19 protein-coding genes are annotated in these 25,219 nt (G+C 64.8%); 6 read left to right on the top strand and 13 right to left on the bottom strand.

The window, feature by feature from the left end; genetic code table 11:
• Nucleotides 1-189 precede the first annotated feature (189 nt).
• From EO141_RS09325 to EO141_RS09315, 3 genes are all read right to left on the bottom strand, one after another.
• The gene (locus EO141_RS09325) at nt 190-2,301 is read right to left on the bottom strand and encodes a M13-type metalloendopeptidase (RefSeq protein ID WP_127169220.1); all 2,112 of its coding nucleotides are present in this window, start codon (nt 2,299-2,301) and stop codon (nt 190-192) included.
• A gap of 245 nt (nt 2,302-2,546) precedes the next feature.
• Nucleotides 2,547-5,594: a TonB-dependent receptor gene (locus EO141_RS09320; RefSeq protein WP_127169032.1), complete on the bottom strand. Its 3,048-nt coding sequence runs from the start codon at nt 5,592-5,594 to the stop codon at nt 2,547-2,549.
• 371 nt (nt 5,595-5,965) lie between these two features.
• Nucleotides 5,966-8,956: a TonB-dependent receptor gene (locus tag EO141_RS09315; protein ID WP_127169031.1), complete on the bottom strand. Its 2,991-nt coding sequence runs from the start codon at nt 8,954-8,956 to the stop codon at nt 5,966-5,968.
• Between the two features lie 336 nt (nt 8,957-9,292).
• Here EO141_RS09315 and apbC point away from each other — a divergent pair, with 336 nt between their 5' ends.
• Both apbC and dcd read left to right on the top strand, forming a co-directional pair.
• Nucleotides 9,293-10,144, top strand: a complete 852-nt coding sequence (gene apbC / locus EO141_RS09310) for an iron-sulfur cluster carrier protein ApbC (RefSeq protein WP_127169030.1) — start codon at nt 9,293-9,295, stop codon at nt 10,142-10,144.
• A gap of 97 nt (nt 10,145-10,241) precedes the next feature.
• The gene (gene dcd / locus EO141_RS09300) at nt 10,242-10,811 is read left to right on the top strand and encodes a dCTP deaminase (RefSeq protein WP_010366727.1); all 570 of its coding nucleotides are present in this window, start codon (nt 10,242-10,244) and stop codon (nt 10,809-10,811) included.
• A gap of 21 nt (nt 10,812-10,832) precedes the next feature.
• On the opposite strand, the gene EO141_RS09295 is transcribed toward dcd, so the two are convergent.
• The 4 genes from EO141_RS09295 to EO141_RS09280 all read right to left on the bottom strand — a co-directional run bounded on the left by EO141_RS09295 (nt 10,833) and on the right by EO141_RS09280 (nt 12,557).
• Nucleotides 10,833-11,018 (bottom strand): DUF5668 domain-containing protein, encoded by a 186-nt coding sequence (locus EO141_RS09295; protein ID WP_127169029.1) that lies wholly within the window; start codon nt 11,016-11,018, stop codon nt 10,833-10,835.
• A 247-nt stretch (nt 11,019-11,265) separates the two neighbouring features.
• Entirely contained in the window at nt 11,266-11,433 is a 168-nt protein-coding gene (locus EO141_RS09290) for a DUF5668 domain-containing protein (protein ID WP_006452352.1), read from the bottom strand.
• A 27-nt stretch (nt 11,434-11,460) separates the two neighbouring features.
• Nucleotides 11,461-11,898: an HIT family protein gene (locus tag EO141_RS09285; RefSeq protein ID WP_119131284.1), complete on the bottom strand. Its 438-nt coding sequence runs from the start codon at nt 11,896-11,898 to the stop codon at nt 11,461-11,463.
• Complete coding sequence (locus tag EO141_RS09280; protein WP_127169028.1) at nt 11,895-12,557, bottom strand: dienelactone hydrolase family protein; 663 nt, start codon at nt 12,555-12,557, stop codon at nt 11,895-11,897. Before EO141_RS09280 ends, EO141_RS09285 begins: the two co-directional genes overlap by 4 nt.
• Nucleotides 12,558-12,737: 180 nt before the next feature.
• Here EO141_RS09280 and rimO point away from each other — a divergent pair, with 180 nt between their 5' ends.
• The gene (gene rimO / locus EO141_RS09275) at nt 12,738-14,111 is read left to right on the top strand and encodes a 30S ribosomal protein S12 methylthiotransferase RimO (protein WP_104581936.1); all 1,374 of its coding nucleotides are present in this window, start codon (nt 12,738-12,740) and stop codon (nt 14,109-14,111) included.
• A 125-nt stretch (nt 14,112-14,236) separates the two neighbouring features.
• Here rimO and greB read toward each other — a convergent pair whose 3' ends face one another.
• Nucleotides 14,237-14,743, bottom strand: a complete 507-nt coding sequence (gene greB / locus EO141_RS09270) for a transcription elongation factor GreB (RefSeq protein WP_119128516.1) — start codon at nt 14,741-14,743, stop codon at nt 14,237-14,239.
• A 106-nt stretch (nt 14,744-14,849) separates the two neighbouring features.
• Here greB and EO141_RS09265 point away from each other — a divergent pair, with 106 nt between their 5' ends.
• Nucleotides 14,850-16,316 carry a rhomboid family intramembrane serine protease gene (locus EO141_RS09265; RefSeq protein WP_164739138.1) on the top strand — a complete coding sequence of 489 codons (1,467 nt, stop codon included), beginning with the start codon at nt 14,850-14,852 and terminating at the stop codon, nt 16,314-16,316.
• A 413-nt stretch (nt 16,317-16,729) separates the two neighbouring features.
• Here the strand turns inward: EO141_RS09265 and EO141_RS09255 are convergent, their stop codons facing one another.
• Nucleotides 16,730-18,004 carry a DUF4013 domain-containing protein gene (locus EO141_RS09255; RefSeq protein WP_164739137.1) on the bottom strand — a complete coding sequence of 425 codons (1,275 nt, stop codon included), beginning with the start codon at nt 18,002-18,004 and terminating at the stop codon, nt 16,730-16,732.
• Between the two features lie 364 nt (nt 18,005-18,368).
• Between EO141_RS09255 and nudK the strand changes: the two genes are divergently transcribed.
• Entirely contained in the window at nt 18,369-18,968 is a 600-nt protein-coding gene (gene nudK, locus EO141_RS09250; protein WP_127169026.1) for a GDP-mannose pyrophosphatase NudK, read from the top strand.
• 63 nt (nt 18,969-19,031) lie between these two features.
• Here the strand turns inward: nudK and EO141_RS09245 are convergent, their stop codons facing one another.
• Both EO141_RS09245 and EO141_RS09240 read right to left on the bottom strand, forming a co-directional pair.
• Nucleotides 19,032-19,553: a hypothetical protein gene (locus tag EO141_RS09245; RefSeq protein ID WP_241236642.1), complete on the bottom strand. Its 522-nt coding sequence runs from the start codon at nt 19,551-19,553 to the stop codon at nt 19,032-19,034.
• Nucleotides 19,554-19,676: 123 nt separating this feature from the next.
• Entirely contained in the window at nt 19,677-21,182 is a 1,506-nt protein-coding gene (locus EO141_RS09240; RefSeq protein ID WP_127169024.1) for a helicase HerA-like domain-containing protein, read from the bottom strand.
• A 283-nt stretch (nt 21,183-21,465) separates the two neighbouring features.
• On the opposite strand from EO141_RS09240, the gene EO141_RS09230 reads away from it, so the two are divergent.
• Nucleotides 21,466-23,049 carry a transglycosylase SLT domain-containing protein gene (locus tag EO141_RS09230; protein ID WP_104581940.1) on the top strand — a complete coding sequence of 528 codons (1,584 nt, stop codon included), beginning with the start codon at nt 21,466-21,468 and terminating at the stop codon, nt 23,047-23,049.
• 630 nt (nt 23,050-23,679) lie between these two features.
• Here EO141_RS09230 and asd read toward each other — a convergent pair.
• A complete protein-coding gene (gene asd, locus EO141_RS09225; RefSeq protein ID WP_127169022.1) occupies nt 23,680-24,528 on the bottom strand; it encodes an archaetidylserine decarboxylase in 849 nt (282 codons plus the stop codon).
• Nucleotides 24,525-25,175, bottom strand: a complete 651-nt coding sequence (locus EO141_RS09220) for an SCO family protein (RefSeq protein ID WP_127169021.1) — start codon at nt 25,173-25,175, stop codon at nt 24,525-24,527. Before EO141_RS09220 ends, asd begins: the two co-directional genes overlap by 4 nt.
• Nucleotides 25,176-25,219: the final 44 nt, after the last annotated feature.

Here is a 25,219-nt window from a genome sequence, read left to right as displayed (position 1 = left end):
GACGCAAAAAGACGCGGCTGCGTAAGTTGCGCCACCTGCAGCAAGCCGTGTCCGATGCGCAATGCACGTGTTGAATCCGCCACCTGCAGGCGTAGCGCGCGATCTTGGCGGCATCGCGCTCCACTGTCGCAAAACAAAAGGGCGACGATCTCTCGATCGCCGCCCCCGTTGTTTGCAGCTACCGTGCAATTACCAGATCACCACCTGCTTGTCGCCCTGGCGCACCATCGGATCGCCGGCCTTGCACGAGAACGCGGCGGCAAACGCCGGCATGTTCGACGGGGCGCCGATGGCGCGGAAGTTGGCCGGTGCATGCGGATCGGTCTTCAGGCGCACCACCAGTTCTTCCGGAGTGAAGTTGCGGCGCCACACCGTGGCCCAGTTGAGGAAGAAGCGCTGGTCACGGGTGATGCCGTCGGTCTTGGGATCGTCCTTGCCGGCGGTGGCGGTCTTCATCGCGTCGTAGGCGGTGTTGAGGCCGCCCAGGTCGGCGATGTTTTCGCCCAGGGTCAGGTCGCCCTTGACCTTGTCGCCGGCCGGGGTGCGGTAGCCGTCGAACTGCGCGACCAGCTTGCCGGTGCGCGCCTTGAACGCGTCCAGATCCTTCTGCGTCCACCAGCCCGGATCGGCGATGAAGTTGCCGTCGGCACCGAAGCGGCTGCCCTGGTCGTCGTAGCCGTGGGTCATCTCATGCCCGATCACCGCACCGATGCCGCCGTAGTTCATTTCCTCCGGCGCATTCGGGTCGAAGAACGGCGGCTGCAGGATCGCGGCCGGGAACACGATCTCGTTCTGCAGCGGGTTGTAGTAGGCGTTGACCGTCTGCGGGCTCATCCCCCATTCGGTCTTGTCCACCGGCTTGCCGATCTTGGACAGGTTCCACTTGTAGTTGTACTCGGACGCGGCCATCACGTTGCCCAGGTAGCTGTCGCGGCTGGTGGTCAAGCCGTTCCACTCGCGCCACTTTTCCGGGTAGCCGATCTTGGGCGTGAAGCTCTCCCACTTGGCGATCGCCTTGGTCTTGGTCTCCGGGCTCATCCAGTCCAGCTTTTCGATGCGGGCCTTCAGCGCAGTGCGCAGATTGGTCACCAGGGTTTCCATCTTGGCCTTGGAATCGGCCGGGAAGGCGACCTTGACGTACATCTGGCCCAGCGCTTCGCCGGTCTGGCTGTTGATGGTGGCCAGCACGCGCTTCCAGCGCGGCTTGATTTGCTTCTGTCCGCGCAGGGTCTGGTTGTAGAACGCGAAGTTCTCATCGACGAACGGCTGGCTCAGGAACGGCGAGGCGCCATCGACGGTGTGGAAGCGCAGGTAGGCACGCCAGATCGCCGGATCGGTGTCGGCGATCATCTTGCTCACTTCCTGGTGGAAGGCCGGGATCGCCAGCGAGAACATCTCCGGCGTGGGGACGCCCTGCGACTTGAAGAACTCCGTCCACGACCAGTTGGGCGTCAGCTTGTCGGCATCGGCCGGCGAGATCGGGTTGTAGGCCAGTGACGCATCGCGCGACATCTGGGTGCTGGTCTTGGAGACCTTGGCCAGACGGGTTTCGAACGCGACCACCTGCTTGGCCTGCGCGGCGGCATCGGCCGCGGCCACGCCGGACAGTTCCAGCACCTTGGCCACGTGCGCCTGGTAGGCCTCCAGCTTGGCCTTGTTGGCGGCGCTGGTGTAGTACTCCGGGTCCGGCAGACCCAGGCCACCCTGCATGGCGTAGGCGATGTTCTGGCTGGACTTCTTGAAATCCGCCTCGGCGCCGAAGCCGAACAGCTCGTTGTTGCCCTTGGCCGCGCTGCTGCGCAGATAGTCGACCAGCTTGGCCTGGTCGCTGATGGCGTCGATCGCGGCCAGTTCCGGCTTCAGCGGCTCGATGCCCTGGGCATTGATCTTGGCCTCGTCCATGCCGGTGGACCACAGGTCGCCGACGATCTTTTCCACGCCGGTGGCGCCGGTGTCGGCTGCGGCCTGTTCGACCAGCTGCTGCTGGATCGCATTGGAGCGCTCGTCGAGCATCTCGAACGCGCCCCAGCTGGTGCGATCGCCCGGCACCGGGTTGGCGGCCAAAAACTTGGCGTTGGCGTAGGCATTCAAATCCGTGCAGGCATTGCCGTTGGGGTCCAGATCGGCGGCGGTGAACTGGTTCACGGCCGGCAGCTTGCTCTGGTCCAGGGTCAGCGTCTTGGGCGCCGCAGGCGCAGCGGTTGCCGCAGTTGCGGCGTCGCCGGCCGGGGCCGCCGGCGCAGCGTCGTCGGATTTCTTGCAACCACTGAGCGCGGCTGCCACGGCCAGGGTCAACGTCAATAGATGAGGTGTTCGAATCACAAAGGCTCCAGGAGCAGCAGTCGATTGGGAAGCTCCGTCGCCGGAGCCGTGGCCGGCACTCTACGCCTCGCCAGCCGGATGGCATGGTGTCGAAGGTCATGGGTGCGGCGTGTGTAGAGGGGCGGGAGGCGGGCTCCGACGCAGCTGCAGTAGGGGACGCACTAAAAAAAACGGCCCCTTTCGGGGCCGTGGAGAAGTGCGTGTTCTAGTTCTGAACGCTGCGCTTAAAAGTCATAAGCCGCAGAGAGACGGACGAAGCGCGGTGGGTTGAAGTAGGTGCCCATGCCATAGGTGTTGGACACCGTGTAACGGTCGTCCCCGTACACCGCTTCCGTACGTGTGGCATCGCGGTCGTTGAGTACGTTGAAGACCTGCAGCCCGATGGCGAGCTTGTGATCGGCAAACGACGGACGATAGGTCACGCCCAGATCCAGATTCGTCAGCCAAGGCGTGCGGCCTGCGTCGCCCGGACGAGAAGGAGAACCGGCGCAATAGTGATAAGCCGACTCATAGCCAATCGGATCCTGCTCGCCCTCGCCGAAATAGCCCAGGCACGATTTTGGTGTGCCGGACAACACGCGCACCGTGGCAGATGCCATCCATTCCGGTGTGAACTGATAGGCACCGAATGCCTTGAACTGATGGCGGCGATCATTGGCCAGACTTCCACCTGCGTAGTACATCAGCTCTGCCGAGTCCCAGTCCTGCGTCTTGGAAACGTCAGCCTGTCCCAGATCGGATTTCACCTGGCCTTCGGTGTTGCCGTACAGATGCGACCAGGTGTAATCGACGCGGCCGAACCACTTCTCGTCGAACGGATGTTCCAGAAACAAGTCGACCGACACGTAGTTACGCTTGGCACCGCTGGTGAATCCCCAATCCTCCTGAGACATGCGCACCTGCGTGCGACCTGAGCCGTCGACATTTGCCAGGTTGTAAGTGTTGGTTTCGCCAGGGTTGAACATCACGCAGCCAGGAATGGCAACGGATGAGGAGTCGATACCACCGGCCTCGAGCTTATCTGCTATCCGGCCTGTATCGCAGACGTCATCGATCGCGGTCTGCAGCTTGCGATAGGTCACCTTTGCACCCGAGTTCCACTTCTCGCCAAGCGTCTTCTCAAAGCCCATCAGGAACTCATCCTGGTACTGAGACTTCAAGTCGCTCGGTGCGAACGAATTCGGATCGGGCGTCTGCCCGTATTCGCCATTCGACGAGACCGGGCCCGGGCCCAACGCCCTCAAGCCAGTCGGCTCTCCATTTGCGTCCAGCCCGCTGTAGGCGAAGTATTCATCGGTATAGGTGGAAGCAGATGCACCGCGCACCGCAACGCTATTGGGCAGTGCCAGATAGTAGCGTCCCAGGTTGGCGTACAGCTTCAGCGACGAATCGCCGAAGACGTCCCAGCTCACGCCCAAGCGTGGTGCCCACTGGTCGCCGCTGTCGACATAGGGAGCGCCTGCGCTGTTGAAGTTGGTGAACTTGTCGTTACGGATACCAAGCAACACCAGCCACTTGTCGGTGACTTGCCAGCGATCTTCCAGGTAATACGCCTTCTGCTCGACTGCCATGCTTGTTGTCGTGGTGAAAATGCGGCGCTGCGCGTAGTAGCCATTGCCGCCGGACGGGCCGACACCCAGGCTCGGGCGGATGTCGACCGCAGGGTTGGACTGACGCGCGAACAGCCACTGGTATCCCGGCCCGGTTGTCTGAACGCCTTCATTGGACGCATTGAAGTACATGTTGTCCACGCCGGCGGTCAGGTCGTGGTCACCAAGCCGGTATTCGAGTTCGAGGCGCAGGCTGCGGGTCTTGTTCTGCGGACGATCTGCCTTGGTGCGGTTACTCGCCTGATCGTTGGTGATCGGCGTACCACCGGTCAGCGCAGGATCCTGGTTAGTAACATTCTGCAGGTAAGGAAGATTGGAGACGTACGGATTGCCCTGCAGATTGTCTTGACGGCTACGGCCCCATGTGGCGTTCAAGGTCAGGTCGTCGGTGAGATAGCCGGTGTATTTGAAGATGTCGTACCGGTCCTTGATCTTGTAGGTATCAGCGAACGTGCCGCTGCGACCACCACCGGTTAATGTGTCGTAATCGAAATCGGTGTAATACCCAGCACGACGATCAGTGCTTTCAATACGGGTGTATTCCACAATGTTGCTGTCGTTGATATTCCAGTCAATCTTGCCGTAAAACTTTGGCGCGCTATAGGCATAGTTGTTCCGTCCCAGGACACTTGCCGCGCTGGAGTTGGTGGAAACGCCATCGGTCTTGTCCGACTCGCCCGCCACGAAAACAAACAGCTTGTCTTCGATCAATGGGCCGCCCGCATACGCGCTATAGACCGTGCGAGTCGCTGCGTCGTCCTTGCGGCTGCGATACAGTGTGCCGGGTTGATCCGGATTGGTGTATTCAAATCCATCTGGCAAGGTGTTGTTGGGGAAGCGCACGTTCTCGGGCGAACTTGCGAGCGACTTGGGTTCCCAGACTGCCTGAGCACCGAAATGCCATTCGTTGGTACCGCGCTTGCCGACCTGATTGATCACGCCGCCGGTCGAGCGACCGTAACGCGCGCTGTAGCCGCCGGTGTAGGTCTCCTGCTGGTCGATCGCGCCATACGGCAAGCTCACGCCACCGAGGTTGCTAAGCGGGTTGCTGACGTTGAATCCGTTGATGTAGTAAGCATTTTCAGTGACGCCGGCGCCGCCGAACGAAACGACCGAGCGTGAGCCGTTGTCGAATGCGCCACTGCCCGCCACGGCACCCGGTGCCAGCAAGGCAATTGCTTCCGCGCTACGGCCAAGGGGCAGGATCGCAAGCTGCTGGGAGGTGATCACCGATCGCGAACTGGTCGAGCTGACATCAATCTTCGGTGCATTGGCCGCGGTGACGGTGATCGCGCCCAGCGTGGTTGCATCGGCATTACTGCCAGCGCTTGCGCCAGCGAACGAAACCTCGGTACCCGAACCGACGCGTAGTTGCACGTTCTTGCGCGTATCGACGACCTGATCGCCACGCTTCAAGGTGACGGTGTAGGCGCCGACCGGCAGCGAGCCGAGGTTGTAACGGCCGTTTGCGTCTACGGTGATGGTGCGGCTCAGCCCGGTGTCGCTCTGAACGACAATCGTGCTGCCGGCTTCGGAGGGAGCGCTGCCGTAGATGCTGCCGGTGGTGCTCTGCGCGTAGACCGCGCCATTGGTTAGGCAAGCACTGAGCACGACGGCGAGAGCGGTGCGCTTGATGACTTGGCGACGAAACTGATTGCTCATTCCTGACCTTTCAACTGGGAGTGCGGATAAGGGACGGTCATCGGAGAGTCAGATGGCCTTAACCCGAACGTAATGAATGTCTGCACTGCAGCGCAAGCAATCGACATGATTTGTTAATAAAATATCGTCAATCCGCATCGAAAGTGATTAATTCGGCACAATTCCAGGCTCTGCGACACAGAGAGACAAACAACCTCAACAACATTTTGTAACTAGTAGTTACATTCGATACAGATAAGCCAGGCCTGAAGTTGGGAAGCTGTCGCGGCTGTGGCGAGCAGGCCTACGGCGGTAGGCGTTACGGCCGCGCTCGCCACGTGGCAAGAAGAAACCCCGGCAAGCGGGGCGTCTTTTCAAGCGTTATTCCCGGGTCAGAACCGCACCGTTGTCCCCAGATAGAAGAACCGTCCGACGTTGTCGTACAGCGCAGAGGTGAAGTCCGAGCCAAAGTAGTTACGCGGCGGATCCTTGTCGAAGGCGTTGTCGATGCCGAGGTAGACGTCGATCTTCGAGCCGGGGAACTGATAGCCGAACTGGAGGTTGTGATAGGTGTACGAGCCGTTCCTGATCGGGCTGGCCGAGCCCGGATTGCTGTTGTAGCTTTCCGGTGTCACGCGCAGGTTGCCGTCCACGTAGTTCATGTCCCACGACGCGCGCCATTCGTTCCAGTTGTACTTGGTCTGGAACTGCGCGCGCCAGCGCGGGTCGGTCACGTAGGTCACGTACTCGTCGTACTCGGCCGGAAAGTCCTGGAACACCCATTCGCGCGACTGGATCAAACGGGTGCCGACCAGGCGCAGCACGGTGTTGCCTTCGCCGAGCTGGAAGCGGTAGTCCATTTCCAGATCCACGCCCACACGCCGCGAGCGCGACAGGTTTTCATTGAGCGCCTGCCAGCCGATGATGCTGTGCTCGGGATAGATGCGGCCCTGCGGGTCGGTGAATCCACCCAGCGGGGCGCGCTGCACGAAGCCGCAGAAGCTGTTGTCGATGCCACCTGGATTGTCCACGCAACGCGTGGCATTGGTCTCTGCGGTCACGGTGCCGATCGCGTCCTGCAGGTCGATGCGCCAGTAGTCGATCGACATGCCGAAGCCTTCGAAGAACTCCGGTTGCCACACCAGGCCATAGGACAGGCTGCGCGCACGCTCCGGCTTCAGCTCCGGGTTGCCGCCGCTGACGCCGGGGCGGGTGGAGGTGAAGGTGTCGATCCAGCCCACCGGCACGCCCAGCGCGCTGCAGTTGGCCTGGCGCAATGCCACGTCGCCCGCGGTGCCCGGGCGGTTGGTGTTGGTCGGCAGGTAGTTGCAGGGATCGTTGATGGTCGCGAAGTTCTCGCTCTGCGAGTCGTACAGCTCGCCGATGCTGGGCGCGCGCACTGCCTGTGCCAGCGTGCCGCGCAGACGCAGCGAGGGGATGATGGTCCAGTCCAGGCCGACGTTCCAGGTCTTGGTCGAGCCGATGCTGTCGTAGTCCGAATAGCGGCCTGCCACGTCCAGCGCCAACCGGTCCACGCCCGGCAGGCCGGCGAGCAATGGAATGGTGCTCTCGACGAAGATTTCCTTGACGGTGTACTCGCCACCGCTATTGGGGATGGCGTTGAGGAAGGTCGCGCCCGAGGCCGCCAGCGGATCGGTGATCTCCTCGCTCTGCTCCTTGCGGTACTCCACGCCACCGGCAAACCCGATGTCGCCGGCCGGCAGCGACAGCAGGTTGCTGTTGGCCACCGATGCGCTGAACACGGTCTGCTGGATCTTGGCTTGCGAGCGCGCGGTGGTGTTGAACCACGCCGCTGCTTCCGGGGTCACCGCGCCGTTGCCGAACACACTGAACGGCACGCAGCCTTCGCGCGCCAGGGCCGAATAGGCACGGTTGGTGTGGGGGTTGATCGCGCCCGGATCCAGCGTGGTGCGGCAGACGATGTTGCCGCTAGCATCGCGTGCGGCGTCGATACCGGCTTGCCAGCGCTCATTGATGCGGTTGTTGAGGTTCAGGCGGTCGACCGTGGTCTTGCCGTAGTTGGCAGACACGTCGTAGCTCCAGTTGTCGGTGAAATTGCCTTCGGCGCCGAGCACTGCGCGGTAGGTCTTGCGCTCGATGTTCTCGCCGCGACGGCCGGCATCGACGTTGAAGCGGTTCATCAGGATCTGGGTGGCACCGCGCGCATCCATCAGCGCACCGAGTTCGGGGCTGACATACGGATTCTGGCGACGCACGCGCAGCGAGCTGTCGAATGCCGGCTGGCCGAAGAATTCCGAATCGGTCTCGCTGTACTTGCCCTCGAAGAACAGGCGATGGTTCGCGCTGATCTCGAAGTTGATCATGGTGTTGACGCTCTTGCGATCGAAGCCGGGCTGCAGGTCGGCAACCGCATTCAGATCGACGAAATCGCAATCCACGCACGAGGTATTGCTGACCACCGGGCCGTTGTAGCGATTGCGGCGGAAGCTGCCGTCCTGGTTGAACAGGTAGCGGTTGCCATAGCTGGCCGGGTTGCGGAAATCGAATGTGCCCAGGTTGAAGGTGCCGCCGTAGGACGTGGAATGATTGCCGCCCGGGCCGCTGAGCACATTCTGCGGATTGCGTTCGCTCGGCGGTTGGCTCGGGTCGAACGCGGGGTTCGGAACCGACACCAGATATTCGCGGCCGATGGCGCGGTTGCCGCGACCGAAGCGGTCCTGCTTGCTGTATTCGCCGGACACCGCGATGTTGCCGCGGCCGTCCGCAAAGTCGGTGCCTGCCGAGAAGCTGGCGAAGGAGCGGTTGTAGTTGCCCTCGTCGGCCAGGCCGGTCTGCGCACGCGTCTCGAAACCGGTGAAGTTCTTCTTGAGGATGAAGTTGACCACGCCGGCCACCGCGTCGGCGCCATACACGGCCGAGGCGCCACCGGTGATGACTTCCACGCGTTCGACCCATTCCACCGGAATGGTGTTGACGTCCACCGCGGTCGAGCCCGGGCTCGAACCAACATGGCGGCGGCCGTTGACCAGTACCAATGTGCGGTCCACGCCCATGCCGCGCAGGTCGAGCAGGCCCAGCCCGGCGGTGCCGATGAAGCGGGTGGAGTTGCCCAGCGTGTAGCTCGGTGCCAGCGCGGGCATGCGCGCCATCAGGTCGCTGATGGTGGTCGCGCCGGTGGCGCGGATTTCCTCGGCGCTGATCGCAGTGACCGGCGAGGGCGTGACAAAGCCGGTACGCGCGATGCGCGAGCCGGTGACGGTGACCTTGTCCAGATCGGTGGTGCCGGGCGCGACCCCGCTTTCCGACTGCGCGGCGGCGTGGCCGGCAGAGGCGGCCAGCACGGCAAACAACGCGGTGCTCAAACGATGACGCTGGGTGTGTTGCGGAAGACGACTCGACATGACCTTGCGGATTCCTCGCTGGGATTTGGCGAAACAGTCGCGCTCGCTGAGCGCTGGCTGAATTAGAATTCGAACGTAAAATTCCTTAATCATGTGTCCACATTTGTGAAATTTGTCACTGATCGACACATGCAGGAGTCTTCGGCACGCCTGGCTGCTGACGGCTTGCAACGCGTCTGCCTGTGGCCGGACTGGGTAAACTGACGCACTTTCCAGCGCTGCGGCTGGCGATGCAGCCATCGCTGCGGCGCCAGCACGAGCAATCAGGCAGACAATGACGACGATGGTGCAACGCGCTTCAAGCAAGGCGATCGATTTCTCCCGGAGCGCATGCGCATGACCGGCGAACGCAGAATCCCCGCGCATGCGGTGCAGGGCGCGTTGGCGCCGCATCCGCGGATCCGCAATGTGATCGCGGTCGGCTCCGGCAAGGGTGGGGTGGGCAAATCCACCACGGCGGTGAATCTGGCGCTGGCCCTGCGTCAGCAGGGCGCACGCGTGGGCGTGCTGGACGCGGATATCTATGGGCCGAGCGTGCCGGCGATGCTGGGCCTGAGCGGGCGGCCGGACAGCCCGGACAACAAGTCGATCGAGCCGTTGCGCGCGTTCGGCATCGAGGCGATGTCGATCGGCTTGCTGGTCGACCAGGACACGCCAATGATCTGGCGCGGGCCGATGGCGACCTCGGCGCTGACCCAGCTGTTCAACGACACACTGTGGGACGACCTGGATTACCTGCTGATCGACCTGCCGCCGGGCACCGGCGACATCCAGCTGACCTTGTCGCAGAAGATCCCGGTGGCCGGTGCGGTGATCGTCACCACGCCGCAGGACATCGCCACGCTGGACGCGCGCAAGGCCTTGAAGATGTTCGAAAAGGTCGAGGTGCCGGTGCTTGGCATCGTCGAGAACATGGCGGTGCATACCTGCTCCAGCTGTGGTCACCGCGAGCACTTGTTCGGCGAAGGCGGTGGCGAGCGCATGGCCGCGCAGTACGGTGTGCCCTTGCTCGGGTCGTTGCCATTGGCGATTGCGATCCGCGAGCAGGGCGATGCCGGCCAGCCGATCGTGGTGGCCGCGCCGGAGTCGGCGGCAGCGCGGGCCTATCTGGCTGCCGCCGCGCGGCTGTCCGAGGAGCTGGACAAGCGCCCACGCGCCAGCATCCCGATTTCGGCGTCGTTGCTGTAGTGCGCAGGCCGGCCGCTGGTGCCGGCCGCTTGCTAGAATTCGCTGCCTTTCGCGCGGGCCGCTCGGCCTGCCGCCTTCCGTCTTCAAGGAACACCGCATGAGCATCAAGAGCGACCGCTGGATCAAGCGCATGGCCGAACAGCACGCGATGATCGAGCCGTTCGAGCCCGGGCAGATCAAGCACGATGCCGCCGGCCAGCGCATCGTCAGCTTCGGCACCTCCAGCTACGGGTACGACGTGCGCTGCTCGCGCGAGTTCAAGATCTTCACCAACATCAACTCGACGATCGTCGACCCCAAGCACTTCGATCCGGGCAGCTTTGTCGATATCGAATCGGATGTGTGCATCATCCCGCCGAACAGCTTTGCGCTGGCGCGGACGGTGGAATACTTCCGCATCCCGCGCGACACCCTGGTGGTGTGCCTGGGCAAGAGCACCTATGCGCGTTGCGGCATCATCGTCAACGTGACCCCGCTGGAACCGGAGTGGGAAGGCCACGTCACGCTGGAATTCAGCAACACCACGCCACTGCCGGCGCGCATCTACGCCAACGAAGGCGTGGCGCAGATGCTGTTCTTCCAGTCCGACGAGGTCTGCGAGACCTCGTACAAGGACCGCGGCGGCAAGTACCAGGGCCAGACCGGCGTGACCCTGCCGCGCACCTGATGCCGTGGTGCGGCCGCGCCTTCAGCAGGTGGCGGCCGTCCGCTCGCGGTAGCGCAGCAGGTGGCGCACGCCCGCGGCGATCAGCAACGCCGGCCACCAGGTCGACACCAGGTTGCCCACATCGAGACGGGTCAGCCCGAGGTTGTCCAGCAGAAACAGCGTGCCCAGCGTGATCAGGAACAGGGCAGGGATCAGGCGGTAGTGCATGGTGGCGTCCTCGGTAGGTAGGAGGCCATGCTGCGCGCAATGCGCCTGCCGATCAGGTGCCGGAAGTCAACACGTGCGAATGACAAACGTCATGTCGGCAAAGCCGAGAGGTAGCCAGGGGCACAGACTGGCGAATCAGCGGCCAGACGGCGCCAGCGCGCAATCGGGGCTGTCTCTTGGAAGACACCAAAGCAAACCAGGGAATCAACAGCGCCAAAAGCGCGCTCTTACGATTCCCGATTCCCGGCTATTTGCCGCGCCCAAACAACATCCCCACACCGCAGGCGACCAACGCCGCCGGCCACCAGGTGGCGATCAGCCGGCCAAGACTGACATTGGTCCAGCCCAGGTTGTTGGCCAGGAACAGCAGGCCGACGAGGATCAGGATCAGTGCGGCGACGACATTGGATTTCATGCGGGAAGGTGGTTGTGGGGCGGGCGCCTATCGTAGCCGCTGCGCCCATGCAGCGACACGCTGCTGCAGCGTATCGGGGTCGAAGCGCTGCGCGCTGCCGCTGCCCCAGACCGGGCCGGGCCAGGCCGCATCGCCCGGATGCCGGCCGACCAGGTGCACATGCAACTGCTGCACGATGTTGCCCAGCGCGCCGATATTGAGCTTGGCGACCCCGGGCTCGACCCGCAGCAGCTGCGAGAGCTGATTGATCTCGGCCAGCAACAGGCGCTGCTGGCCGCCGTCCAGATCGATCCACTCGCTGGCATCGGCCACCCGCGGCACCAGCAGCAGCCACGGGAAGCGGCTGTCGTCCATCAGCCGCACCTGCGACAGCGGTCCGTCGGCGACGAACACGCTGTCGGCGGCCAGCCGCGCATCGGGCTGGAAGCCGCTCGCCTCGGACATGCCTGCTGCAACCTCGCTCATCCCAGATGCGCTTCGAAGAAGCCCAGGGTGCGCTGCAGCGCGCGCTCGGCGCTGTCGGCGTCGTAGTGGTTCGGGTCGATGCTGCGGTTGAAGGCGTGGCCGGTTGGGTACACGAAGGTCTCCATCTGCGGCAGCTTCTCGCGGTGGGCCTGGATCGCCTCGGGCGGAATGCTGCTGTCCTGCTCACCGAAGTGGAACATCACCGGTGCGGCCGGAGTTTCGTCCAGCAACTGGGTGTTGCGGCCGCCGTAATAGCTCACCGAGGGCAGCCCCAGGCGGATCGCCGACAGCAGCGCCACCGAGCCGCCCCAGCAATAGCCCACGGTGCCGACCTTGCCGGCGCGGCTGAGCAGGGTGGCAGCGGATTTGACCACCTCCACCGCGCGCTCCAGGCCGACCGCATTGGCCAGTGCCAGGCCGCGCTGCAGGCTCTCCTGGTCGTAGGGCAGTTGCACGTCCTTCTCTTCCAGGTCGAAGAAGGCCGGCGCCAGCACTTCGTAGCCGCGCGCGGCGTAGTCGTCGGCCACCGCGCGGATATGTTCGTTGACGCCGAAGATTTCCTGGATCACCACCAGGCCGCCGCGCGGGCTGGAGGTCGGGGTGGCGTGCCAGGCGGCGACCTGGCCGTCGGGGGTGTCGAGCGTGGTCCAGTGACCCATGGGAACTCCTGCTGCGGTAAGGGGGAAGGCGCGCATTATCGACCGGATCGGCGGCGCTGCAGGTGAGGGACTCGCTAAGATGAGATTGCTTGCCCGGCGCGCGGTTCAGAGCGCTGCCCGCGCGCCGCTATAATTGCTCCACTCAGGCCCCAGGCCGCTCCGTTCCCAGGCTCCTGCTCCATGTCCCAGCTGAACCCCAAAGTCGGCTTCGTCAGCCTTGGCTGCCCGAAGGCGCTCGTCGACTCCGAACGCATCCTCACCCAGCTGCGCGTGGAGGGCTACGACATCGTGCCCAGCTACGACGCTGCCGACGTGGTGGTGGTCAACACCTGCGGTTTCATCGATTCGGCGGTGACCGAGTCGCTGGACGCGATCGGCGAGGCGATGAACGCCAACGGCAAGGTGATCGTCACCGGCTGCCTGGGCAAGCGCCCGGAACAGATCCGCGAGGCCTACCCGCAGGTGCTGGCGGTGTCCGGCCCGCAGGACTACCAGAGCGTGATGGAGGCGGTGCATGCGGCACTGCCGCCGCGCCACGACCCGTTCGTCGATCTGGTGCCCGACTACGGCATCAAGCTGACCCCGCGCCATTACGCGTATCTGAAGATTTCCGAAGGCTGCAACCACCGCTGCAGCTTCTGCATCATCCCGTCCATGCGCGGCGACCTGGCCTCGCGGCCTGTGGATGAGGTCCTGCGCGAAGCCGAGCGGCTGGTGCGCGGCGGGGTCAAGGAATTGCTGGTGGTCTCGCAGGACACCTCGGCCTATGGCGTGGATCTGAAGTATGCCGAGCGCCCGTGGCGCGACCGCATGTACCAGACCCGCATGAAGGCGCTGTGCGAAGGCTTGTCGGAACTGGGCGTGTGGACGCGCCTGCATTACGTGTATCCGTACCCGCACGTGGACGATGTGATTCCGCTGATGGCCGAAGGCAAGCTGCTGCCGTATCTGGACATCCCGTTCCAGCACGCCAGCCCGCGCATCCTCAAGCTGATGAAGCGCCCGGGCGCGGTGGAAAAAACCCTCGAGCGCGTGCAGCGCTGGAAGGCGATGTGCCCGGAGATCACGGTGCGCTCCACCTTCATCGTCGGTTTTCCCGGCGAGACCGATGCCGAATTCGAATCGCTGCTCGACTTCCTGGATCAGGCCCAGCTGGACCGCGTCGGTGCGTTCGCCTATTCCCCGGTGGAAGGCGCCAGCGCCAACGCGCTGCCGGATCAGGTGCCGGAAGAGCTCAAGCAGGAGCGCCTGGCGCGCTTCATGGCCCGGCAGGCGGAGATATCTGCCGCGCGGCTGGAGGCGAAGATCGGCAGCGTGCAGCAATGCCTGGTCGACCTGATCGAAGACGATATCGCGGTGGCGCGCTCGCGCGCGGACGCACCGGAGATCGATGGCCTGGTACATATCCAGAACGGCGGCGAGCGCGGCTTGAAGGTGGGCGACCTGGTCGATGTGGAAATCACCGACAGTGACGAGCACGATCTGTTCGGCGATGCATTGCCGGCCAATGTCGCAATCCAGCAGGGACGTCCGTTGAATCTGCAGATGGTGTAACTGGGCGCTGGTCCTTGCACATCTGTCCGTAGGAGCGCACTTGTGCGCGATGGGGCCTTATCGATAACGCCCCATCGCGCACAAGTGTGCTCCTACACGCAGGTCAGCAGAGTGCGATCACTCGCCTACTGAGTGGCGTAATCCACCGACACCACCACGAAGCTGTGCTTGCCCGACGGCAACTGCGCTTCGAACTCGTCGTCCACGCGTTTTTTCAGCAGCGCGCGTGCCAAGGGCGAGTCGATGCTGATCCAGCCGCGTCCGGCGTCGGTTTCGTCAGGGCCGACGATGCGGTAGCGCAGCAGCTCGCCGCTGTCGGCATCTTCCAGCTCCACCTGCGCCCCGAAGAACACTGCCTGCGGGTCGGTGGGGGCGGTATCCACCACGCGCAGCGCTTCCAGCCGTTTGCTCAGATAACGCACGCGGCGGTCGATCTCGCCCAGCTGTTTCTTGCGATAGGTGTACTCGGCGTTCTCCGAGCGGTCGCCCTCGGCCGCGGCGGCGGCCAGCGCACGCACCACTTCCGGCCGACGCACGCGCCAGAGCTCTTCCAGCTCGGCCTTGAGCCGGGCATGGCCGTCGGGCGTGATCAGTGCGGTGCTTTTTTCGGCGGGCGGGCGCCAGCGGCTCATGGGCGGTGTATCCGACAGCGGGACCGCGATGCTAGCGCGCATGGCCGGCTTGCGCATCTGCCGTCGCACGGCGAAGCTTTGCGCTCTCTCGGACACGGACGTTGTCATGCTGTTGATGCCGCTGCACAAACCCTGGTCGCGCCAGAACATTCCCTGGGTGACGCTGCTGCTGGTGTTGGTCAATGTGGTGGTCTACCTGGGCTATCAACGCAAGGACGACGCGCTGGTCGAAAACGCGGTGCGCTACTACGTCGAGTCCGGCCTCGGTGCACTGGAGGCGCAAGCCCACGAGCGCTATCTGCAGCAGACCGACGACACCAAGTTGCGCGCTGCGCGCCGGGCCAGGCTGGACAGCGTGCCGGCGCGCCAACGCCTTGCGTATCTGGCGCACCTGACGATGCACGACGTGGCCTTCGCACAGGCGTTGCGCAGCGGCGCATTGTTCGAGGACCAGGCGCGCTTGAGCGAATGGCGCACATTGCGCGCCCCCTACGATGCACGCCTGTCCAGGGTGTTCACGCTGCGGCATCTGCAGCGCAGCTCCGAGTGGTCTCCCGCGAGGATGCTGACGGCCACCTTCCTGCATGGCAGCTTCGATCATTTGCTGGGCAACATGCTGTTTCTGCTGGCGCTGGGCACCTTGCTGGAAGGGGCGATCGGCAGCGGCTGGTTCCTGCTGCTGTATCTGCTCGGCGGCTTTGGCGCCAGCGCGGCCAGCCTGTGGTGGCGCTGGGGAGCGCCGGGCGGTGGCCTGGGCGCCTCCGGTGCGATCGCCGCCTTGATGGGCGCGTTCTGCGTGGTCTGGGGCCGGCGCAAGGTGCGCTTCTTCTACTGGTTCTTCGTGGTATTCGACTACGTGCGCGGTCCGGCGATCCTGCTGCTGCCGCTGTGGCTGGGTTGGGAGCTGTACAGCCTGTTCTGGAACGACAACGGCGACGTCGCCTTCGAGGCGCATGCCGGTGGCCTGATCAGTGGCGCGTTGCTCGGTGTCGCGTTGGTGCTACTGCGGCGCACGCGTGAGTCCTTTATGGAGGAGAACGAGGCAGTGCTGGTGGACGATCGCTGGGAGCGCGCGCAGCGACATCTGGGACGCATGGAAAACGCGGAAGCCGAGCGCCTGCTGGCGGAGCTTGCCAGCGAGCAGCCGCATCGTCTGGACGTGGCGCTCGCGCGCTACCGCACCGCGCGCAATGCCGGTCGCAGCCAGGACAGCGTGCGGCATGCGCAGACGCTATTGCAGCTGCACACCCATCACGCCGAACAGACGCGCAGCCAGCTGACGGTGGCTGCCGAACTGAGCAAGGCCGGGATCGACTACGCGCCATCGGCCCGCATGGCGCTGATCGCCACCTGCCTGCGCAATGGACTGCTGGCCGATGCCGAACGTCTGTTGAAGGAGGTTGGGCTGGATGTGCCGCGCGATGAGCTGGCGCAGCACTGGTTCGTGCTGGCCTTGCGACACGGCGAGTTGCAGGACGGCGCGCAGCGTACGCGCTTGCTGCGTCAGCTGCTGGAGCAGTTCCCCGAGCAGGCACAGGCCAGCAAGGCGCGCTTTTTGCTCGAAAACGGATGAGTGGTTTCTGCGCGATCCGTGTTGCCAACGCAAGCGGTGAGGGCACCGCGCGCTCGACTCACCGAGCTTTTGACCTGGCATTTGACTGCACTTGGAAGACACTGCTACGCGAGGTCCGGGTTGCTGTTGTGTCTTCTGCCTCGAGCAGAATTATCTAGCGCGGATGGATGAGTTACAGAGCGGTGGATCTGCAGCCTGGCTGCAGGGCCCTTACCCGCCCACCATCGCAGGACACGCCGCAAGTACGTCCATGTAGGCTCTTGCGCGGCATCCATGCCGCGTAAGGTCCCGCGACGGTGGGCGGGCAAGGACCTGTCGAGATGGTCGGTCTGTAGGGCTGCGAGCAGTACACGTCGCGCGACGGACCGATGGTGGAGCATCTGATCTGCGCCTTAAAAAGCTTTGTTGGCTGCTCAGGCTGGTTGAATCGCCACCGCTTTCAGCACGGCTTCCAGCTTCGCGCGCAGTGCATCATCGTCGCAGTGAGTCAGTGCGTCTTGCAGTACCTCGCGCGCCTGCTCGTCGCGGCCGAACCGTTCGGCCAGCAGCAGGCCCGCGTCCAGTGACCAGGCCGGCATCATCCGATCGCGCGGCCATGCGGCGATGGCCGCAAGCAGTCCATCGGTCGCCAGCTGGAACTGCCCGGCCATCTTCGCGCGCTCGGCCAGCAAGGTAGCTTGCTCAGGCGTCAGCGGGGTGAACGTGGAGTCGCCATCCAGCGCTTCGCGCTGCAACCCGAGCGCGCGACGCTCCTGTCTTTCCTGCAGCAGACGATTGATGTACTGGCGGGTGTGCTCGCGCAGTTCGTCGTTGCGACGGTGTTGACGCAGCAGGCGCTGATACAGCTCGTGCACCGCCAGGCTCACCGCACGCGAACGCACCGCCGCGCGCAGTGTCTGGAATGCTTCCTCGGAATGGCCATCGCGCACGTACTGTTCTGCTTCGTCGAGCAGGCGCTGATCCGGGTCTTCGCGCTCGGACGCCGCGCCGCCGCTGGGAACGTAGCCCAGTTCTTCGTGGTACTGGTACACCAGATAACCCATCAGGTGGAAGCTGGCGAACAGGCTCCAGATCGAGGCAATCACGATCGTCGCCTCGCGCACGATCGGCGGCAGAGACTTCACCGCGATGAAGATCGCTGCGGTAGCGCTGCCCTGGATCACGTACAGCAAACCGTATGCGGCCAGATACGGCCAGCCGATGCGCAGAGCCATGTCGATCGACACGGCCGGGTTGAGGGCGCGGCGCAGGCTGCCGTCGATGGCCAGCGCAATCATCATGCCCGGCAGCAGCAACTGCACCACCAGGTACGCGATGGTCAGGCCGGGCTTGCCCGCCAGCACGCCTGCCGCACCGATGACGATGCCCAGCGCAAACGCCAGCAGGATCAGCCGCAGCACCGCGCTGTCGAAGCTGTTGTAGCCCAGCCGCGGAGCATCGGCTTGCCCGTCGGCGGTATGGCGCAGGATGTCGAAGGCATAGGTGTAGGTGGCCATGCCCAGCACGCCGGCAACCACCAGTTTCAGGATGCCCGGCAGCACCAGCAGCGCGCTGCACAGCGTCAGTGCAATCAATGCGTACAGCGCCGAGCCGCGCAGCGGATAGCTGGCGATGGCAGGAATGCGGGTCCAGAAGGGTGCCGGCGCGGTCTGCGCGGCCACCTTGCGTGCGCGAAAACGGTCTTCCATGACGCTCCCCAGGCGTGTGATGTGAACGGATTGTGCGGTGGCGCGTGCCGTCGCGCAATTGGGGCAGGGCGAATCAACTGAGTCTGGAATGGCCATTGCTTGGCGGCATGTCGCCGGCACGGTCTGGATATTTGCTGGCCCGGCCGGGCTGGTGTCAGCGCCGGCATTGCGTCGGGGCGTGTCAGGTCTCCGATGGCATGATGCGTGTATCGACGGGCCGCCGATGCACTATGTGCGTCATTGCCTGACGCGCCGGCTGAGCGGTAGGTAACATGGTGGCCCGCCGCAATCCTTGCGGCCCGTACGAGCGACCGGGCGCGCCGCGTCCCGGCACTGCCATCGCTCGCATCACCAGGAGTGTCGCTTGAATCCATCCGCCACCGGCAACCCGCAGGTCCGCATTCGCAGCATCGATGTGCTCTCGGACAATTGGTACGTGCTGCGCAAGGTCACGTTCGATTTTCAGCGCAAGGACGGCCGCTGGCAGACCCTGTCGCGCGAGGCCTACGATCGTGGCAATGGCGCCACCATCCTGCTGTATAGCCGTGCCAGGCAGACGGTGATGCTCACCCGCCAGTTCCGCTTGCCGACGCTGCTCAACGGCAATGCCGACGGCATGCTGATCGAAGCCTGCGCCGGGTTGCTGGATCAGGACGATGCGCTGACCTGCATCCGCAAGGAAACCGAAGAGGAAACCGGCTACCGGATCGACAGCGTGCGCAAGGTGTTCGAGGCGTTCATGAGCCCGGGCTCGGTAACCGAGCGTCTGTATTTCTTTGTCGGCGAATACTTCGACGGCGACAAGGTCGGCGAGGGCGGCGGGCTCGAAGAAGACGGCGAGGAGATCGAGGTGCTGGAGCTGTCCCTCGACTCCGCGCTGGCGATGGTCGCTACCGGCGAGATCGCCGATGCCAAGACCATCATGTTGCTGCAATACGCCAAGTTGCATGGCGTGCTGGGCTAACGTATCGCGCGGCGACCAGCATGTAAGTCAGCCAGTTCCGCGCGTTGGCACCTGGGCTCGTGCTTAACGGACGCGTCTCAACACCTTGTCGCGGTGTTCTGGTGGACTGCCGCTATGGCGGTTATGGCCGTCTTGAGCTAACGACAAGACGGCTTGCTGTCCATTCGGACCGGTTTCCTGGTTGATCCGAAATCCATACATGTTCGGGTCGAGCGAGAGATCGGAGACGTCGTCGCGCGAGAGAATCAGGCACTCGTCGCCCATTTGATCGAGCCACCAAGGCCCGCGCTCGGTAGTGCTTGCTGTGCCGCGTTGCGTCTTGGGTGCGATACATGTCGTCTTCAAAATATAGTGCCGGCTTTGCTTGTTTCCTTTGATGGCTTCAAGCCAAAGTTCTGCGCGGACGGCCTGGCACTGCGTGTTGTTTGGGTGCAGCTTGCCGACATAGTGGCCAGCGAGCAGGTGCTGCCTGCTCGCTGGCCACGCGGTGGGTGGGTCGACTTGATGTGCCTTCTGCTCAGCGATCACTGATCCGGTGCTGGAAAGCAAGAAGAGTGACGTGATGGCAGCTGCGTATCCTTGCATCTTGCGGGTCTCCCGACTGTGCGGATGTAGCGTTGCAAGAGCCTGCTTGCATGTGACCTCTGGCTGGTAACGCCTGGTGGCAAGCAATCAGGCAATCGCCCAACCACGGTTGTGTCACTGCGATCAGCGCTTCCCGCCAAAGATGCTGCCGAAGATACCGCGCACGATTTGCTGGCCGATCCTGTTGCCGATCGTACGCGAGGTCTGCTTGGCCATCGTTTCGAGCATGCCCTGGCGGCGGCTGGTGCCGAACACCGCGTCCTTGACCGCCTTGCCGAAGCCGCTGTCTTGCGCCTCGTCCTGTTCGCGCGTGCGCGCCGGCGGTGCGGCGTTATGTTCGGCGACCTGCTCGACGCGGCGCGCCAGCAGCTCGGCGGCCGATTCACGGTTGATCGCGGTGTCGTAGCGGGTGCCGACCGGGCTGGCAGCGCGCACCTGCGCGCGCTCGGTCTCGCTGATGGCACCCATGCGGCAGCGTGGCGGGGCGATCAAGGTCTGCTGCACCGGCGCCGGCACGCCCTTGCCTTGCAGTGGCGACACCAGTGCCTCGCCGGTGCCCAGGCTGGAGATCGCCGTGGCCACATCGAGTTTGGGATTGGCCACGAAGGTCTGCGCCGCGGCCCTGACCGCCTTCTGATCGCGCGGGGTGAACGCGCGCAAGGCATGCTGCACGCGATTACCCAGTTGGCCAAGGATGGTGTCCGGAATGTCGTCGGGAAACTGCGAGCAGACATACACGCCCACGCCCTTGGAGCGGATCAGCCGAACGACCTGCTCGATCCGCTGCACCAGTGCCGCCGGCGCGTCGTCAAACAGCAGATGCGCTTCGTCGAACACGAACACCAGCTTGGGTTGTTCCAGATCGCCCACCTCGGGCAAACGTTCGAACAGCTCCGACAACAGCCACAGCAGGAAGGTGGAATACAGCTTCGGCTTGAGGACCAGTTGGTTGGCCGCCAGGATGCCGATCACGCCGCGGCCGTCCGGCGCCACGCGCATCAGGTCGGCCAGTTCCAGCGCCGGCTCGCCGAAGAAGTGCTCGCCACCGTCCTGCGCCAGGCGCAGCAGGGCACGCTGGATCGCCGCCACCGACTGGCTGGAGACCAGGCCATAGCTGGTGGACAGTTCCTTGCGCTCCTGGACCATCAGTGCGAGCAGTGCGCGCAGGTCGTCCAGGTCCAGCAACAGCAGGCCACGGTCATCGGCCAGCTTGAACACGATGTCGAGCACGCCGGACTGGGTATCGTTGAGTTCCAGGATGCGCGCCAGCAGGGTAGGGCCCATCTCACTGACGGTGGTGCGCACCGGATGCCCGAGCTGGCCGTACAGGTCCCAGAACACCACCGGGCTGGCGGCCGGCGCGTAATCGGCGATGCCGATATCCGTGGCGCGCTGCAGCACGCCGGCGGCGCCGTCGCCGGCCATCGCCAGGCCGGCGACATCACCTTTCACATCGGCCAGGAACACCGGTACGCCCAGGCGCGAGAAGCCTTCGGCCAGGGTCATCAGGGTCACGGTCTTGCCGGTGCCGGTGGCGCCGGCCACCAGCCCGTGGCGGTTACCGAAGCGTCCTTCCAGCACGACCGGGATGTCGTCGGTGACGCCTTTGCCGAGCAGGAACGAGGCCATTGCGCAGGTCCGGTGGGAAAAGCAGGATTCTAGCGGGCAACGTGGCTGGCCAAATCGCGCGGGGGCGACCCCGCACTTTGGTCGGCCGGTCCGCTGCCAATCGCCAGCAGGCAGTTCGACGCCGCCGCCGGTTTGCCAGCCGCTGACCGCCAGTGCCCGCGGGCATTCCACGCGCCGGGCGCAACGGCCAAGCTAACGGCCCACTGACCCTGCCGCCTCCACCGCCTTGCCCCGGTGTTGCCCCGGCGGCTACCCTGCCTGCCTTTCCGCTGTACTGCCTACGATGCCGCTCGCTCATTTTGGTTTGCGCCCATGGCCGGTTCTGGTCGTGGTGGCGCTGATGTCTGTCGTCCCCGCTGCCCACGCCATTTCCAAACGCGACACGGAGAAGGCGGCCGTGCTCGATGCCCGCATGGCCGCCGCCGAAAAGCGTTATCGCGATGCGCTGGTGCTGGTGAACAACTCCGACCCCAAGGGCACTGCCGAAGGCGATGCCGCGCTGGAGGACATGGAAGACGTCATCGACGCCTGCATCAAGCAGCGCGGCTGCCTGGTCGCCAATCAGCTGGCCACCTACAAGCGCCTGCTGAAGGCGCGCGCCGATGCCGAGGCCCCGGCCGCCGAGGATCCGGAAGACGACGACACGCTGCTGCAGGCCGACCCGGACCACCTCGGCCCGGCGGCCAACGGCGTGCCCGAGGCGGCGCGTGCGGCCACGTTGCTCAACGACCAGCGCCACGATTTCGACAAGATGGTGCAGTACAACCCCGCGGTGCAGGCCGGCATCCGCCGCTGGCTCACCGACATGCGCCCGGCGCTGCTGACCAGCTACGAGAACTACAGCAACCTGCGTGGGGTGATGTGGCCGGAATGGCAGAAACGCGGCCTGCCCGAGGCGCTGCTGTTCGGCATCATGGCCAAGGAATCCAACGGCAAGGTGCACGCGAGCTCGCGCGCCGGTGCGGCTGGGTTGATGCAGTTCATGCCCGCCACCGGGCGTCGCTTCGGGCTGGGCCCGGACGGCACCGGCTTCGACACGCGCTTTGATGCACGCAGCGCCGCCGAAGCCAGCGCCGCCTACCTCAACGAGCGCATGGCCGGGCTCAACCGCAACATCGAACTGGCGCTGGCCGCCTACAACGGGGGCGAGGGCCGCGCCGCGCGCGTGTTCACGCAGAGTGGCGGGCGCGGGTTCTGGGAGCAGGACGTCTACAACCAGTTCCCGGCCGAAACCAAGGACTACGTGCCGATGGTGATCGCGGCGGCCTGGATCTTCCTGCACCCGCGCCAGTACGGCGTGGACTTCGCCAAGCTCGACGCGCAGCCGGCCACGCTGAAGCTGGCCAAGTCCACCACCATCTACGAGCTCACCATCTGCCTGGGCAGCATGGGCACGCGCGACGGCTACATGCGCGCATTGCGCAACCTCAACCCGCGCTACGAATCCGATGGCTGGATTCCGGCCGGCACCGTCATCAACGCCACCAACCGCATCGCCAGCCTGTACACGCGCTATTGCGTCAGCGGCCCGCGCGCGGACCTGGCGCGCACGCTGATCACCGCCGACCTCAACAGCGCGATCGTGCGCAGCAGCGGCGCTCCGGAGTACGTGCCGAGCGTGGCGGTGGGCGATGTCAGCCCGATGGCCGGCGTGCCGACCACCGTGGCCACCGGCCAGCCGGCGATCGCCAAGCCCAAGGCCAGGCAGGCGCGCAGCTACACCATCGCCAGGGGCGACACGCTCGGCCGCGTCGCGCAGAAATACCAGTGCGAAATCAAGGAACTGGCCAAGGCCAATGGCCTGAAGGCGCCGTCGTACGCGCTCAAGCCGGGGCAGAGCATCAAGCTGGCCGGCTGCGATCGCTGACCAGCGCGTGCAGTCCCACGCCGGTTAGAACACGGCCAGCCGCATTAGCGAGCTGCGCTGGGCGGACGACCCGTAAGAGCGGTCGTCGCCCCCGTAGGAGCGGACCCGGCCGCGACGAGGCAGTCCCGGTAGCTTCATCGGCGCAGGCAAGGCAGTTCCGAATCGGAGGCCGGAGTCAGGAAGGCGCAAGCGCCCCCAGTCTCGCTGCGAATGCCACGTCGCGGTCGGGCCCGCTCCTACAACCGCATCGTTCTTGTTGGGAGTCGGATTGGACATCGGTCTTGTGGCGAGCGAGCCTGAGTGCGATGCCGCTGTCATGGTTGCGTTTCGCCGCGGACAAGTGTGCCTGTTCGGAACAGGCCGTCGAACTGAGCAGCGGGATCATTGACCAGTCGGGCCTACCGCATCGGGCCACTGCGCCGGGCTGCGCCGTTGTAGGAGCGGACCTGGCCGCGACGAAGCGGTCCGGGTAGTTCCAACGCAGGCGAGGACGCTCTACATCGAAAGCTGGGAGTGCGACATGCGCCTGCGCAGTGAACGTCGTCGAGAAGGCTCTGTCGCGGTCAGGCCCGCTCCTGCAGCGGCGTCGTCGTCTCCGCCGATTGCCGTGGCAATCGGCGCACCTTGCGATCAGCCCACCTGGCGACGTGCGAGCGCTTGCCCCAGGCGAACCGCCGTCTCTGCAGCAAGTCCGCCTTCGAGCTTGGCGACACCTGGCGGCAGCAGCACGATCACGGTCGAGCCGTAGTTGAAGCGCGCCATCTCCGCAAACCGCTCCAGCACGATGCCCTTGCCGCGATAGTCCTTGCGCGTGATGCGGTCGCCATAGCGCGGGATCTCCACGCCACTCCACACCGTTTCCACGCCCGACACCAGCAGCGCACCCACCATCACCGAGGCCATCGGGCCGAAGTCGGTGTCGAAGTGGCAGACCAGACGCTCGTTGCGCGCGAACAGCCGCGGCACATTGCGCACCGCATCCGGTCCCACGCTGAACAGGCGGCCGGGCACATGCACGGTTTCGCGCAGGGTGCCGGTCCACGGCATATGCACGCGGTGGTAGTCCTTGGGCGAGAGATAGACGGTGGCAAACAGGCCATCGGTGAACGGCTGCGCGGCTTCGGCGTCGCCGAGCAATTCGGCGGCAGTGAACGACTGCCCCTTGGCCTGGAAGATGCGGCCGTTTTCGATCGGGCCGAGCTGGCTGATGCGGCCGTCGGCAGGCATCAGCAGCGCCGCAGGGTCGGCATCGGGCACGCGTGCGGCCGGCTTCAACGCGCGGGTGAAGAACGCATTGAAGGTGGGATAGGCGCGCGGGTCCGGCTCCAGTGCTTCGCTCAGGTCCACGCCGAACTTGCGCGTGACCGTGTCGATCAACCATTGCTTGGTGGATGGCGTGTCGGAATAGGCCAGCGCGCGCGCCAGCGAGGACAGCAACCGGTGCGGCAGCACGTAGGTCAGGGAAGTGACGAGACTCACGGAGCGGTTACCTTGGTCAGTTGCTGGAGGTCGGCGGCGATCGCCTTGGGGTCGAGCGGGGGACGGATCAGCCCGGCCAGGCGGCCCTGCGGGTCGAGCACGGCGATGCCGGCCGAGTGGTCCATGCTGTAGTCGTTGGGATTTTCCGCAAAGCCCTTGCCCGGCACCTTCTGGAACACGAAGCCCAGCGCGGTGGCAAAGCGCTGCAGCGCCGGTACGTCGGCGGTGGCGGCCAGGGTGTCCTTGTGGAAGGCATGCGCGTAGTCGCCCAGGCGTGCCGGTGGATCGCGCTGCGGGTCCACCGACACGAACAGCACGCGCGGGCGCAGGCCGTCGGGGATGGGTTCCCATTGCTGCTGCGCCACCGCCAGATCGGTCAGCGTGGTCGGGCAGACATCCGGGCAGAAGGTGAAACCCAAAAACACCAGCGTCCAATGTCCCTTCAGCTCGCCGGGCACCAGCTGGGTGCCGTCGGACTGGCGCAGGCTGAACTGCGGCAGGGTGCGTGGCTGCGGATAGAAGGTGATGGTCCGGGTGGGCGGCCACGGCGAGCTGGGCGCGGCGCCGAGGAACTTCTGGCCCAGCAACAGCCCCAGGCCGGCGGCCAGCGCCACCAGCAGCACGATGCCGGTATTGCGATTGAACATGGCGGTTTCCAGTGCAACGGACGCTCATGATACCGATCCGACCT

The sequence above is a fragment of the Xanthomonas sp. BRIP62415 genome (genome assembly GCF_003993515.1).
GTDB lineage: Bacteria > Pseudomonadota > Gammaproteobacteria > Xanthomonadales > Xanthomonadaceae > Xanthomonas > Xanthomonas euroxanthea.
This window is presented reverse-complemented; position numbering and strand designations above follow the sequence as displayed.

Excerpts from the sequence above, each read along its gene's own strand:
- EO141_RS09320 (WP_127169032.1), bottom strand. The coding sequence starts at position 5,594 with ATGAGCAATCAGTTTCGTCGCCAAGTCATCAAGCGCACCGCTCTCGCC.
- EO141_RS09315 (WP_127169031.1), bottom strand. The coding sequence starts at position 8,956 with ATGTCGAGTCGTCTTCCGCAACACACCCAGCGTCATCGTTTGAGCACC.
- apbC (WP_127169030.1), top strand. The coding sequence starts at position 9,293 with ATGACCGGCGAACGCAGAATCCCCGCGCATGCGGTGCAGGGCGCGTTG.
- dcd (WP_010366727.1), top strand. The coding sequence starts at position 10,242 with ATGAGCATCAAGAGCGACCGCTGGATCAAGCGCATGGCCGAACAGCAC.
- EO141_RS09295 (WP_127169029.1), bottom strand. The coding sequence starts at position 11,018 with ATGCACTACCGCCTGATCCCTGCCCTGTTCCTGATCACGCTGGGCACG.
- EO141_RS09290 (WP_006452352.1), bottom strand. The coding sequence starts at position 11,433 with ATGAAATCCAATGTCGTCGCCGCACTGATCCTGATCCTCGTCGGCCTG.
- EO141_RS09285 (WP_119131284.1), bottom strand. The coding sequence starts at position 11,898 with ATGAGCGAGGTTGCAGCAGGCATGTCCGAGGCGAGCGGCTTCCAGCCC.
- EO141_RS09280 (WP_127169028.1), bottom strand. The coding sequence starts at position 12,557 with ATGGGTCACTGGACCACGCTCGACACCCCCGACGGCCAGGTCGCCGCC.
- rimO (WP_104581936.1), top strand. The coding sequence starts at position 12,738 with ATGTCCCAGCTGAACCCCAAAGTCGGCTTCGTCAGCCTTGGCTGCCCG.
- greB (WP_119128516.1), bottom strand. The coding sequence starts at position 14,743 with ATGAGCCGCTGGCGCCCGCCCGCCGAAAAAAGCACCGCACTGATCACG.
- EO141_RS09265 (WP_164739138.1), top strand. The coding sequence starts at position 14,850 with ATGCTGTTGATGCCGCTGCACAAACCCTGGTCGCGCCAGAACATTCCC.
- EO141_RS09255 (WP_164739137.1), bottom strand. The coding sequence starts at position 18,004 with ATGGAAGACCGTTTTCGCGCACGCAAGGTGGCCGCGCAGACCGCGCCG.
- EO141_RS09245 (WP_241236642.1), bottom strand. The coding sequence starts at position 19,553 with ATGCAAGGATACGCAGCTGCCATCACGTCACTCTTCTTGCTTTCCAGC.
- EO141_RS09240 (WP_127169024.1), bottom strand. The coding sequence starts at position 21,182 with ATGGCCTCGTTCCTGCTCGGCAAAGGCGTCACCGACGACATCCCGGTC.
- EO141_RS09230 (WP_104581940.1), top strand. The coding sequence starts at position 21,466 with ATGCCGCTCGCTCATTTTGGTTTGCGCCCATGGCCGGTTCTGGTCGTG.
- EO141_RS09220 (WP_127169021.1), bottom strand. The coding sequence starts at position 25,175 with ATGTTCAATCGCAATACCGGCATCGTGCTGCTGGTGGCGCTGGCCGCC.